The sequence below is a fragment of the Ruegeria sp. G2 genome, assembly GCF_056533505.1.
Window position 1 is genome coordinate 1 of record NZ_JBQFON010000002.1, and the last position, 12,346, is coordinate 12,346.

The following is a 12,346-nucleotide window of genomic DNA, read 5'->3' on the forward strand; positions in this document are numbered from 1 at the left end:
GCCAATCACTCAGCGCCACCGCCCAATTACCAACCTCAGATGCCCACCGTCTCTCCGATGCGTCTCAACCGTCTCTCCGGCCCGTCTCCGCAGTTCCCAGCGTCCCAGCAACCGCCTCAGCAGCGCCGGTGAAGGGGTATTTACGGATTAGGTCTAAGACCTGCAACCCCCATTTTGAAAAAACTTCACATTTCCGCTCAGCTTCTTCTCCATCTTAATGAAAACAATATGTTAGCTTCATAATTCGCCCAGCAAATTTGCTAAAAGGAGGTTCACGGCAACGAAATGGACGACCTTTCGGCGGAATCATACCCAATGCTCGGCAGGCAACCCAAACTCAGGCGAATGAAAACGCCGCCCGAGTCTCCTCGGGCGTCGCAATTCACTGCGAAGGTCGCGTCACTAGTTCAAATCGTATCGATCCGCATTCATCACCTTGTTCCAGGCAGAAACGAAGTCACAGACAAATTTACCGCCCGCATCGTCCTGACCATAGACCTCGGCCAGCGCCCGCAACTGCGAGTTCGAACCAAAGACCAGATCCGCGCGGGTACCCGTCCACTTCACTTCGCCGCTCACCCGATCACGACCCTCGTAGACGCCATCACCAGACGGCTTCCACTCGGTGCCCATATCCAAAAGATTCACAAAGAAGTCAGTGCTGAGCGTACCAACTCGGTCGGTGAGCACTCCATGAGAGGTGCCGCCGAAGTTAGCACCCAGCACCCGCATCCCACCGACAAGTGCCGTCATCTCAGGCGCAGACAGTGTCAGCAATTGGGCCTTGTCCACCAGCAGAGCCTCGGCCGGAACCGAGTACTCCTTGTGCAGGTAGTTGCGGAAACCGTCGGCGATGGGTTCCATCACTGCAAAGCTGTCCACATCCGTCTGCTCTTGCGCGGCATCGGTGCGGCCCGGGGTAAAGGGCACGTCAACGTCATGGCCTGCGGCTTTGGCTGCCTGTTCGATGGCTGCAGCGCCACCTAGGACAATAATATCTGCCAACGAAACTTTCTTGCCACCAGACTGTCCATCATTGAACGCAGCCTGAACCCCTTCCAGCGCACCCAGCGCCTTGGACAGTTTCAGCGGCTCATTGACCTCCCAATCTTTCTGCGGAGCCAGGCGAATACGCGCACCGTTGGCACCGCCACGCATGTCCGATCCGCGGAAGGTTGAAGCCGAAGCCCATGCGGTCGACACCAGATCCGAAACCGACAGCTCTGTCGCAAGGATCTTGGCTTTCAGATCCGCCACATCGGCGTCGTCAATAAGCGCGTGATCGACGGCAGGGACATTGTCTTGCCATATGAGCTCTTCGCTGGGCGCTTCTGCTCCCAGATAACGTGCACGTGGACCCATGTCGCGGTGGGTCAGTTTGAACCAGGCGCGAGCGAAGGCGTCGGCGAACTCTTCCGGGTTTTCGTGGAAGCGTTTCGAGATCGGGCCGTAGATCGGATCCATGCGCATCGCCATGTCGGCGGTGGTCATCATGGTCTTGACCTTCTTGGACGGATCATGCGCCGCCGGGGCCATGTCTTCATCTTTCACGCCGACCGGTTCCCAGATCCAAGCGCCCGAGGGACTTTTGGTCAGGTTCCAATCATAGCCGAACAACAGATCGAAATAGCCGTTGTCCCATTTGATCGGGTTCGCGGTCCATGCACCCTCGATTCCGCTGGTAGTGGTGTCGTCGCCTTTGCCTGAACCGAATTTGTTGATCCAGCCAAAGCCCATGTCCTCGATCGGGGCGGCTTCGGGTTCGGGGCCGACCAGATTGGGGTCGCCCGCACCATGCGCCTTGCCAAAAGTGTGGCCACCCGCGACCAGAGCGACGGTTTCCTCGTCGTTCATTGCCATCCGACCAAAGGTGTCACGGATGTCGCGGCCCGAGGCCAGAACGTTCGGCTCACCATCGGGCCCTTCGGGATTCACATAGATCAGACCCATCTGAACGGCGGCCAACGGGTTTTCCAGATCACGCTCGCCCGAATAGCGGCTGTGCGGGTTCTCGGTTGGGGCCAGCCATTCGGTCTCGGCACCCCAATAGATGTCTTCTTCGGGAGCCCAGATGTCTTCGCGGCCACCCGAGAAGCCAAAGGTCGTTCCACCCATGGATTCAATCGCGCAGTTGCCCGCCAGGATATAAAGGTCAGCCCACGAGATCTGGTTGCCGTATTTCTGCTTGATCGGCCACAGCAGACGGCGCGCTTTGTCCAGGTTGCCATTGTCCGGCCAGCTGTTCAGAGGCGCGAACCGCTGATTGCCGGTCGAGGCACCGCCACGGCCATCTGCCGTCCGATAAGTGCCCGCTGCGTGCCAGGCCATACGGATGAACAAGCCGCCGTAGTGACCGTAGTCCGCCGGCCACCAGTCCTGCGAATCCGTCATCAGTGCGTAAAGGTCTTCCTTCAGCGCCTTCAAGTCGAGCTTCTTGAACTCTTCGGCATAGTCGAATGTCTCACCCATCGGGTTCGATGCAGGGCTATGCTGATGCAGAATCGACAGGTTCAACTGGTTCGGCCACCAATCCCGGTTGGACCGGGCCTCGGCGCCATGCATTACCGGGCATTTGCCCATGTTGGGGGTATCACTTCCGTCCATATCGATCTCCAGTACTGGCTAGATGTGTGCGTCGCGCGGTTAACTTTGAAACGAGAAACAGGGGCTTGAGTGTTTTTGCGCTCGTCCCTGGCATGGGCACTACGCGGGATCGCGCGGATCGGCCCTGCCTTCATTGTAGGAAATAGCATTAACGACTCGTTCTTTCTGTTTGGGTGTAGATTTAGCAAATCCAAGCTATTCACATAAGTTTTGTTTTTCGATGATATTGATAACCCAAAACTATCACTTGAACGTCTTCGCGCAGCTGGACGCTAGAGCACGCGATTGCATTTTCGCCGTTGGGCTTCACCGTGACTCGCAATTTGAGCACGTGGGGGTGGCGACGCAAATGGATCTACGATGCTGACCGCTGTAAATTGCCTGAGTGGGGCCAGCGTCAAGCTGTCTGTCGACACAGGTTCAGTGGCCATTGACTTTTTTATAAAGGGCGGATTTGTAGCCAAAGGGAATTCCCAACACGCCGACCAACCACCCTGCCGTGCGGGCGATCTGGATCAACCGTCGATCCGGTTGGAACGGAAACAACAGTATTGCCCCCAGTAGCGCCAACAAACGCAAAGGTGCACTCAGGAAACCCAAGATCGCCTTTGTCGGCTTCTGATCAAGCTTGCGCCGCATATGCGTGTTGGACTGGTCCCGCCCTCGGGCAGCCTGATACAAGAACGAGAGGCGTTCGGGCGGAATGGTTTCATACACGAACGCATCAGGCACCCAGCCCACAGGCAATCCAGCGGCAACGGTCTCGGCGTAGAACTTTGCGTCCGTTCCGCCCGTCATCCGCATGGTTTCATCGAACCAAAGCCCGGTTTCGCTGAACAACCGCGTCTCGCCAAGCCAGTTGTTGGTCACGATGGTGACACCGCCGGTATCGTTCAGCGTGGCTTTCCTGGCGGCGACGTTTTCCTTATCGAGATATCGATTGCTGATGTTGCGCAGCATCAGCCGCTGCATTGCGGTCTCTTGTCCGGTCGGCCCCGCAGCGCGGAGTGGCGCACCCAACAACACAGAGGAACTCTTGCGATACCCGGCAACCAAATTCTCAAGCCAATCGGATGCCACTACCTCGTCATCATCGACAAAACAGAGTAGATCCGAACCCTGTTCAAGCGCCTCGCGCGCTGCACGGTTGCGCCCGAAAGGAATGCCAGGTTCGGTCTCAAGGACATAATCCAGACCCGCCCCGTTGGGCAGAACAGCCCCCGCTGCCCGCACGGTATCCTCGCTAAGCGGTGAACTGTCGTTTTCGACCACAAGGCATCGCACCGAGCAATCGGTCGGCAGCTTCATCTCGCCCCAGCTCTCGATCAATGCAGCCAGCATTTCGGGGCGCTGCCGGGTGAGAGTAGAAACCGTAATCTTCAGGGTGGCTGAGCGATCCTTCATCGCATCCCCATACTACCTGCATCTGTTTCTTGACAAGGCGCAGTGATCACGAGGGTTCCATCAACGCTTCTAACCCAACCCGGTAATTTGGGTAGAGCAGTGAGATACCCAGCTCTTCTTTAATCCGATCATTCCGAACGCGTTTGTTTTCATTGTAAAAACTACGGGCCATTGGAGTCAGATCAGCCTCATCAAACGGCACAGCAGGCGGTAACGGCAGTCCCTGCAGCTCGGCCGCATAGCCGATCACATCCTGCGGTGGCACCGGTTCATCATCGCAGACATTGTAGATCGCGCCCGGATTGGGTTTGGCCATCGATGCGATCAACACCTGCGCGATATCATCAACGTGAATACGCGAGAATACCTGTCCCGGCTTAATGATCCGTCTCAGGCCACCTCTCTTGAGCTTGGAAAACGGTCCACGCCCCGGCCCATAAATCCCCGCCAATCGGAATGTGTGTAACGGGAGGTCCGGGATATCTGCCCACTGCGTTTCGGCACGCACGCGCCACCGACCTCGTTCGGCGGTAGGTTCGGGCGCGGTGGTCTCATCCACCCAACCCCCATCGTGATCACCATAAACCGCAGTGGTCGACAGATACCCAACCCATTTGAATTGCCCGGCGCGGGCGGCAATCTCATCGCGCAACTCTGCCAATACAGGGTCACCATCTACTGTAGGCGCGGTTGATATCAATACATGTGTGACACATTCCAGGTCAGGCCGTTCCCCCGGCCAGACAATCGGCTCGGCGCCCGACGCGCGAATGGTCTCAATTTGCTTTGGATCGCGCGAGGTTCCGATGATCCGCCAGGATGCTGGATCAAGTTGCTTCGATGTCGCTCGGGCAGAATAGCCGTGGCCGAAGGAAAAAAGTGTCTGAGTCATAGCTCCTTTGATGATCCGCCCGGCCCGGGGATGCAAGCGCCGGATGGACGCACTTGATTCGAATCCTCTGATGCGCCTTCATTGATGTATGAGCAACAAAACACCCGATCTACGCGCCGCCTATTCCTTGAAGTCGCCTGAAGAGAACAAGCGTCTCTACGCTGAATGGGCCGGAGACTACGACGACAATTTTGCCGCACTGGAAGACTATCAACTCCACATCCAAACAGCGCGCGCTTTCGTTGCTGCCGGTGGTCAGGGTCCGGTATTGGATGTTGGAGCGGGAACGGGGTTATGTGGTGCGGTTTTGGCGGGGCTGGGCGTTGGCCCGATTGACGCCACGGATATCAGTGCTGAAATGCTGGATCAGGCGATGCGCAAGGATATCTACCGAGACGCGATCGAGGCCGATCTGAATCAGGGCCTTCCCGTCCCGCGTGACAGCTATGCAGGCGTGGTCTCCTCCGGAACGTTCACCCATGGCCACCTGGGGCCCGAGGCCTTGCCCGCGCTCTTGCGGGTCGCGCGCCCCGGCGCACAATTCGCCCTGTCAATCAACGCAAAGCACTTTGAGGCGCTGGGGTTTTCCGATGCATTCGGCGCTCTCGAGGCTGAACAAATCAGCAATCTGTCATTTACCGAAGTGCGTATATATGGTGAGCTAGCCGCTGGCCCCAACAAGGATGACATTGCTTTAATCGCACTGTTCGAAAAGGGCTGATCAGACACTAATCAGGGCGAATCTGACAATATCTGGACCTTCGCAGCATTAGACATCTAGGTATACATCTGCTTCTTATACGCCCGAGTCCGTGTTGTCGCCTCAGCTGAGCCGTCGTGATAGGTCCCGAACCACTTGTCGAACGGAATCTCAGAAGTGCCATAGTTGCACTCGAAATACCGGTGATGAAGCTGATGGAAGAAATCTCCTGCCCTCGCTGCGTCCGTCTCGCCAGCCTTTAGCTTTTCAAAGCCCGAATGGGACAGAACAGGGCTGATCTGCTGAAAGTAAACATGAAACAACAGATGCAGCGGGTGCGAGGGTACGATCAGATGGATGAAGTAGGTCGAAAAATAAAGCAGGTTTTCATACCAGTGGTTCGATATCCCCGACCACGGCCCGATATTGACGTTGCGGTGATGCACAGCATGGACATGTTTATAGAGTTTCGGGTGATGCTCCAACCGATGGACCCAGTAGAAATGCAACCCGGACCACATCGGAATCAGCAGCATCCAGATCACGAACCAGACCGGCGCTGCGGCCCAAGTTATGACTGGCACGTAGCCGTTCGCCATCGCCCAATAGATTATCCATTGATAGACCGTGGCCACAGTCATCGCGCTGCCCAAGGTCCACCAGATATTATCCAAAACCTGGTTTCGAAAAGTGAATGAACCGTTGTTCCGAGTCAGGTCCCGACGGTCAAACTTTTTATACATGCCCTGCCCTTTGCGCATGTAAAGCCACCAATGCAGGCCCCCAGCAACCAGGATCTGAGGGAGCATATTCAATAGCCAAACGCGGAACATCCAACCAGGCGCGAAGGATTGCATAGTCTCTAATGCAGGCAAAAACGCAAGATATGCAACCATTGCCAAGGCCATGCACAGAGTCAGCGACGTAAGCGGCAGCCAAGCCCCTCTGTACCAACGCAGGATCTCAGCGGGGCGCGGCGGCCAGTTGAACAAAGGATTCAGACCGACCGGACCGTCGGGGCGGTAATTCCAGCGGGCGGCTTCTGCATCATGAACGTCAGTCACGGAAGAAACTCCTTAGAGGGGGTATTTAGGATGCGTAGTCCGAGCCTTCGGCATCCAAGACTGCTTTAATTTCGCGCAGATGCGCCTCAGCCTGACCGGGATAGTCATCCAATTCCTGTGCGGTCTTTTCCGCAATTTCGTCTGACAGAACGCGCAAGGGCTGCCCGGTTTGAAGCGCACGGATGTAAGTTTCAGCGGCGCGTTCAAAATAGTAGAGTCTATTAAAGGCATCTGCAGGGCTGTCACCGATCACCAGAACCCCATGATTGCCCATGATCATGACCTTTTTCTTCGGGTCTGACAGCATCGAAGCGCATCGTTCGCCCTCGCTTTCGAACGCCAGACCACCGAATTCCTCATCGATCACATAGCGGTTGAAGAAGGTTGCGGTGTTTTGATCGATCGGCGGCAGGGTGCTGTCCGCCAGTGATGCCAGAACCGTCGCAAATATCGAATGTACGTGCATCACACAACGCGCATGGGGGCAATGGCGGTGGATTGATCCGTGCAACCCCCATGCCGTCGGGTCCGGCGCTCCGGGCTGATCCATGACATTATTGTCGTTGGCATCCAGTAGCAGCAGATTTGACGCTTTGATCCGCAAGAAATGCATCTGGTTGGCATTCATCAGAAACTGCGTGCCGTCTGCATTGACAGCCAAACTAAAATGGTTCGCTACCCCTTCATGCATGTTGAGACGCTCGGTCCAGCGGAAGGCTGCGGCCATATCAACACGTTCGGACCAATGATCGATGTTGGGGCGCAGGTTGGTGACGCTCATACCGGACTCCTTCGTGGGGCGATTGGGGCATTGGGTAAATCGTGCCTGCACTGCAAAAGTTTGACCAACGAAAAAAACACACCTAATTCATAAGTAAAACTACTGGCGGAGTTATGCATATGCGGAAACCACTTCCTCCTCTGGGTTGGCTGCGCACATTTGAAGCAGCAGCCCGTCACCTGTCGTTTACAGGTGCGGCACGGGATCTGAACATGACGCAAAGTGCGGTCAGTCAGCAGGTCAAATCGCTGGAGGGGTATCTGGGCCAGCCGTTGTTCCTGCGTCGCCCGCGCGCATTGGAACTGACCGAAGCAGGCATCACCTATCTGCCGGTTGTGCGCGAGGCGTTTCGAACGCTTGTAAGGGGTACTCAGGCCGTCACGGGGGCGCAACAAAACGCGGTTCAGGTGCAGAGCAACATAACATTTGCCGTCAACTGGCTGGCGCCGCGTCTTCCCCGGTTTCGGAAACTGCACCCGGATGTGCATTTGAACATCTTCACCGAGCTGTGGGAGCCACGCGAAATGGCTGAGGGTGCGGCGGTCGAAATTCGATATTCACTGCGTCCTGCCGACACGGTGCGCACAGAACTATTGCAGACCGATCACTATTATCCCGTCTGTGCTCCGGGCTTCCGGGTAACACTTGAAACATTGCAAGAGCAGCCTCTTTTTGATTGTTCGAACTTGCTGTCGAATTGGGAGAGCTGGGTCACGGAACAGGGTCTAACTTGGGAGAAACCGCAAGTTACCTATTCAACGACCTATCTGGTCAGCGTGTCAGTCGCGATGGCTGGAGGCGGGTTGTGCTTGGCCCATGACATGATCGCCAAACGCCTACTTGACGAAGGTCGCCTAATTGCGCCGTTCTCTCACCGTGCCGCCATGCCCGAGGCATATTATTTGCTGCTGTCACCTCAAGCTGAGGAAACGCCGGGCGCATTGGTTTTTGTTGACTGGCTGCGCTCAGAAATCTCAGCCGACACTCAAAACTAGACCAGGGCGCTCCCGCCCATCCTCAATGCCCTTTGGGCATCTCCTCTGGTTGGGCGTAGCAGCGCTGGCGCGCTGCGGTTGGCATGAATTGTGATGATTGGATGATACCTTACCGGTGGGGGTTGCACCTTTTGCTTCATTCGTGAAAGTTGGGCCATGGAATACACTCCCTTCCCCAGTTGGCCCGATACCGCCCCTCGTCTTATCGCTGTTGCTGCAGGCCGCGAAGCTGCCGATATGGTGATCCGCGGCGGTACTTGGGTGAATGTACACAGCCGAGAAGCCCTGCCGGATCATGATGTCGCCATCGCTGCGGGACGCGTGGCCTTTGTGGGTCCGGATGCCTCCTATTGCATCGGTCCTGAGACTCAGGTCATCGAGGCAGATGGCCGGTATATGATCCCCGGACTTTGCGACGCGCATATGCATATCGAATCGGGCATGCTGACGCCTGCAGAGTTTGCCCGCGCAGTCATTCCACATGGCACCACTTCGATGTTCTCCGACCCGCATGAGATCGCCAATGTGCTTGGCATTGAAGGCGTGCGCCTGATGCATGACGAAGCGCTTATGCAGCCCGTGAATATTTTTACCCAGATGCCGTCCTGCGCGCCTTCGGCACCGGGCCTTGAAACCACGGGATATGAGATCACAGCCGAGGATGTGGCTGAAGCAATGGCTTGGCCCGGCATTGTCGGGTTGGGTGAGATGATGAACTTTCCCGGGGTCATACATGGCGACCCGAAGATGCTTGCGGAAATTGCCGCCACTCAGCGAGCGGGAAAAACAGTGGGCGGGCACTACGCTTCGCCTGATTTAGGGTCTGATTTTGGAGCCTACGTTGCCGGTGGCCCCGCTGATGACCATGAAGGCACCTGCGAGGACGATGCCATTGCTCGGGTCCGTCAGGGGATGCGGTCGATGATGCGGCTGGGGTCTGCCTGGTATGATGTGGAAAGCCAGATCACTGCGGTGACCGAAAAGGGGCTGGATCCGCGCAACTTCATTCTGTGTACCGACGACTGCCATTCGGGTACTCTGGTCAATGATGGTCATATGAACCGTGTGGTGCGCCACGCAATCGCTTGTGGATGTGATCCTCTGGTCGCGCTTCAAATGGCTACCATTAACACCGCGACTCACTTTGGATTGGAACGTGAGATCGGCTCGATCACGCCGGGTCGGCGAGCCGACATTATTCTGAGTTCTGACCTGACAAGTCTGCCAATCGAAACGGTTATTGCGCGGGGCCAGGTCGTGGCTGAAAACGGAATGGTGACAGTCGACTGTCCGCATCTGGATTGGCCTGCCAAGGCACGGAACACCGTCCATCTTGGACATGAGCTGTCTTCGACCGATTTTGAGATTACAGCCCCCGCTGGCGCCAACCGCGTCATGGCCAATGTGATCGGCGTCGTCGAGAATCAAGCCCCAACCCAGGCGCTGAAGTCAGAATTGCCCATTATCGAAGGGCTTGTTGAGGGCGAAGGCCAGGTTTGCCAGATCGCGTTGGTTGAACGCCACCGCGCCACGGGTGGTGTAACCAACGCCTTTGTGTCGGGTTTTGGATATCAGGGCAAAATGGCCATGGCCTCAACCGTGGCGCATGACAGCCACCATATGATCGTTGTCGGCACTGACCGCGAGCAGATGGCTCTGGCTGCAAACCGACTGGCGCAAGTGGGCGGCGGCATCACAATCTTTCGAGACGGTGATGAACTGGCGCTGGTTGAATTGCCCATAGCGGGTCTGATGTCCGACAGCCCAGCCGCCGAAGTTGCAGCCAAAGCCGAACAGATGGTCGAGGCGATGAAAGCCTGTGGCTGTGAACTCAACAACGCATATATGCAGCATTCTTTGTTGGCCCTAGTCGTGATCCCTGAGCTGCGGATCTCAGACCTTGGGTTGATAGACGTACGCACATTTGAAAAGATCGACCTTCTGGAACCCCTTGCATGACAACTATCCAAACCCCTGACGTTCCCAACCCCGAGAAATTTACAGACCCACTGGCCGCTGTCGCGCGATTGGAAGAGCTTTATGAACAAGCGACAAAGTTCCTATGCGACAAGTTTGCTGACGCGCTCAAAAACGGCGCTCCCGCTGAAAGATATCGCGCGTTCTACCCTGAAATCCGGATCAGGACCTCTTCTTACGCACAAGTCGACAGCCGACTAAGCTTCGGCCATGTATCCGAACCGGGCACGCATGCGACAACGGTCACCCGGCCCGATCTGTTCCGATCATATCTGACCCAGCAAATCGCACTATTGATCAAGAATCACGATCAGCCGGTAACAATTGGAGCCTCTGAGACCCCGATCCCGGTGCATTTCGCCGTGGCCAACAACCCGGATCTGGTGGTTCCGCACCAAGGCGCAGCCGGTTTCACGTTGCGCGATGCGTTTGATGTGCCCGATCTGAACACAACCAATGACGACATTGTAAATGGCATCAACGAGCCCGAGAACGATGCCGAACCTCTGGCGCTATTCACCGCCCAGCGCGTAGATTACTCTCTTGCGCGGCTGTCGCATTACACCGCAACGGACCCGAGCCATTTCCAGAACCACGTTCTGTTCACAAACTATCAGTTCTACGTCTCTGAATTCGAAAACTATGCGCGCGCGCAGTTGTCCGATCCCGACAGCGGCTATACCAGCTTTGTCTCGACTGGAAATGTCGAGATCGCTGATCCAGAAGCGGCAATCGAACAGCCGTTGAAACTGCCGCAAATGCCAACCTACCACCTGAAACGCGCGGATGGGTCTGGGATCACATTGGTCAATATCGGCGTCGGACCATCGAATGCCAAAACAGCCACCGACCACATCGCGGTTCTGCGCCCGCACGCCTGGTTGATGGTCGGCCACTGCGCCGGTCTGCGCAACACGCAGGCTCTGGGGGATTTCGTACTGGCCCACGCTTATTTGCGCGAGGACAAGGTGCTGGACGACGACCTGCCTGTCTGGGTGCCGATCCCCCCACTGGCCGAAGTGCAGGTCGCGCTGGAACAGGCTGTGGCCGAGGTAACCGAGCTGGAAGGCTACGAACTGAAACGCATCATGCGGACAGGCACCGTCGCATCGGTCGACAACCGAAACTGGGAACTTCGCGATCAGTCCGGGCCGGTGCAACGGCTCAGCCAGTCCCGCGCGATTGCACTGGACATGGAAAGCGCAACGATTGCTGCAAATGGCTACCGGTTCCGGGTTCCATACGGCACCTTGCTGTGCGTCTCGGACAAACCTTTGCACGGTGAATTAAAGCTTCCCGGCATGGCTTCTGCGTTCTATACCACTCAGGTCAGTCGTCATCTGGCAATCGGAATCCGGGCGATGGAGCACTTGCGCGGCATGCCACTGGAACGGTTACACAGCCGGAAATTGCGTTCGTTCGACGAAACGGCCTTTCTCTGAAGCAAAAAAGCAACGAATTTCCCCTATTTTTGGGGTTTTTAGTGCTACTATTCGTTGTGTTCAGCCACAATATCCCGTTACAGTTACGCGGTGAGGCCCTATAGATCGGGCACGTTAAGGAGACCAAGAAATGGCAAAGCCTATGACAAAGACTCAGCTGGTGGCTGCTCTCGCTGAGGAAATGGGAACTGACAAGAAATCCGCAAACGCTGCGCTGGAGGCCATGACCGGCCTGATCACCCGCGAAGTTTCGGCCGGTGGCGCCGTCACCCTGCCCGGCGTTGGCAAAATCTACTGCCGCGAGCGCCCCGAGCGCATGGTGCGTAACCCCGCCACCGGCGAGCAGTTCAAGAAAGAAGCCGACAAAGTGGTCAAGATGACCATTGCGAAAGCTCTGAAAGACAGCGTCAACGGCTAATTCACCGAAGACAGATCACAAGATCGAAGGGGTCGCCACCGGGCGGCCCCTTTTCCTTGCGGTTGTCAC

The 12,346-nt window shown here is 56.5% G+C and carries 10 protein-coding genes; 5 read left to right on the forward strand and 5 right to left on the reverse strand.

Going from position 1 to position 12,346, the window contains the following annotated elements; genetic code table 11:
• Window positions 1–402 precede the first annotated feature (402 nt).
• The 3 genes from katG to ACR0DU_RS04695 form a co-directional block, all read right to left on the reverse strand.
• Window positions 403–2,604, reverse strand: a complete 2,202-nt coding sequence (katG, locus tag ACR0DU_RS04685; protein ID WP_480717078.1) for a catalase/peroxidase HPI — start codon at window positions 2,602–2,604, stop codon at window positions 403–405.
• 420 nt (window positions 2,605–3,024) lie between these two features.
• A complete protein-coding gene (locus tag ACR0DU_RS04690) occupies window positions 3,025–4,008 on the reverse strand; it encodes a glycosyltransferase (RefSeq protein WP_480872763.1) in 984 nt (327 codons plus the stop codon).
• A gap of 46 nt (window positions 4,009–4,054) precedes the next feature.
• On the reverse strand, window positions 4,055–4,900 hold the full coding sequence (locus tag ACR0DU_RS04695) for an SDR family oxidoreductase (protein ID WP_319545729.1): 846 nt from the start codon (window positions 4,898–4,900) through the stop codon (window positions 4,055–4,057).
• An 88-nt stretch (window positions 4,901–4,988) separates the two neighbouring features.
• On the opposite strand from ACR0DU_RS04695, the gene ACR0DU_RS04700 reads away from it, so the two are divergent.
• Window positions 4,989–5,621, forward strand: a complete 633-nt coding sequence (locus ACR0DU_RS04700; protein ID WP_170779997.1) for a class I SAM-dependent DNA methyltransferase — start codon at window positions 4,989–4,991, stop codon at window positions 5,619–5,621.
• Window positions 5,622–5,677: 56 nt separating this feature from the next.
• On the opposite strand, the gene ACR0DU_RS04705 is transcribed toward ACR0DU_RS04700, so the two are convergent.
• Both ACR0DU_RS04705 and ACR0DU_RS04710 read right to left on the reverse strand, forming a co-directional pair.
• A complete protein-coding gene (locus ACR0DU_RS04705; protein WP_170779998.1) occupies window positions 5,678–6,664 on the reverse strand; it encodes a sterol desaturase family protein in 987 nt (328 codons plus the stop codon).
• A 25-nt stretch (window positions 6,665–6,689) separates the two neighbouring features.
• Window positions 6,690–7,445 carry a class II aldolase and adducin N-terminal domain-containing protein gene (locus ACR0DU_RS04710; RefSeq protein WP_480457016.1) on the reverse strand — a complete coding sequence of 252 codons (756 nt, stop codon included), beginning with the start codon at window positions 7,443–7,445 and terminating at the stop codon, window positions 6,690–6,692.
• A 119-nt stretch (window positions 7,446–7,564) separates the two neighbouring features.
• Between ACR0DU_RS04710 and ACR0DU_RS04715 the strand changes: the two genes are divergently transcribed.
• The 4 genes from ACR0DU_RS04715 to ACR0DU_RS04730 all read left to right on the forward strand — a co-directional run bounded on the left by ACR0DU_RS04715 (window position 7,565) and on the right by ACR0DU_RS04730 (window position 12,277).
• A complete protein-coding gene (locus tag ACR0DU_RS04715; RefSeq protein WP_480872765.1) occupies window positions 7,565–8,440 on the forward strand; it encodes a LysR family transcriptional regulator in 876 nt (291 codons plus the stop codon).
• A gap of 156 nt (window positions 8,441–8,596) precedes the next feature.
• Window positions 8,597–10,399, forward strand: coding sequence for an adenine deaminase (gene ade / locus ACR0DU_RS04720; protein ID WP_480872766.1), 1,803 nt, complete (start codon window positions 8,597–8,599; stop codon window positions 10,397–10,399).
• Window positions 10,396–11,859, forward strand: coding sequence for an AMP nucleosidase (locus ACR0DU_RS04725; protein WP_480872767.1), 1,464 nt, complete (start codon window positions 10,396–10,398; stop codon window positions 11,857–11,859). The genes ade and ACR0DU_RS04725 overlap by 4 nt, the downstream gene beginning before the upstream one ends.
• Window positions 11,860–11,989: 130 nt before the next feature.
• On the forward strand, window positions 11,990–12,277 hold the full coding sequence (locus ACR0DU_RS04730) for an HU family DNA-binding protein (protein ID WP_010442901.1): 288 nt from the start codon (window positions 11,990–11,992) through the stop codon (window positions 12,275–12,277).
• Window positions 12,278–12,346: the final 69 nt, after the last annotated feature.

What these genes read in the sequence shown, in the direction of transcription:
- ACR0DU_RS04700 (WP_170779997.1), top strand. Translation starts at nt 4,989, where the DNA reads ATGAGCAACAAAACACCCGATCTACGCGCCGCCTATTCCTTGAAGTCG.
- katG (WP_480717078.1), bottom strand. Translation starts at nt 2,604, where the DNA reads ATGGACGGAAGTGATACCCCCAACATGGGCAAATGCCCGGTAATGCAT.
- ACR0DU_RS04690 (WP_480872763.1), bottom strand. Translation starts at nt 4,008, where the DNA reads ATGAAGGATCGCTCAGCCACCCTGAAGATTACGGTTTCTACTCTCACC.
- ACR0DU_RS04730 (WP_010442901.1), top strand. Translation starts at nt 11,990, where the DNA reads ATGGCAAAGCCTATGACAAAGACTCAGCTGGTGGCTGCTCTCGCTGAG.
- ACR0DU_RS04710 (WP_480457016.1), bottom strand. Translation starts at nt 7,445, where the DNA reads ATGAGCGTCACCAACCTGCGCCCCAACATCGATCATTGGTCCGAACGT.
- ACR0DU_RS04715 (WP_480872765.1), top strand. Translation starts at nt 7,565, where the DNA reads ATGCGGAAACCACTTCCTCCTCTGGGTTGGCTGCGCACATTTGAAGCA.
- ACR0DU_RS04725 (WP_480872767.1), top strand. Translation starts at nt 10,396, where the DNA reads ATGACAACTATCCAAACCCCTGACGTTCCCAACCCCGAGAAATTTACA.
- ACR0DU_RS04695 (WP_319545729.1), bottom strand. Translation starts at nt 4,900, where the DNA reads ATGACTCAGACACTTTTTTCCTTCGGCCACGGCTATTCTGCCCGAGCG.
- ade (WP_480872766.1), top strand. Translation starts at nt 8,597, where the DNA reads ATGGAATACACTCCCTTCCCCAGTTGGCCCGATACCGCCCCTCGTCTT.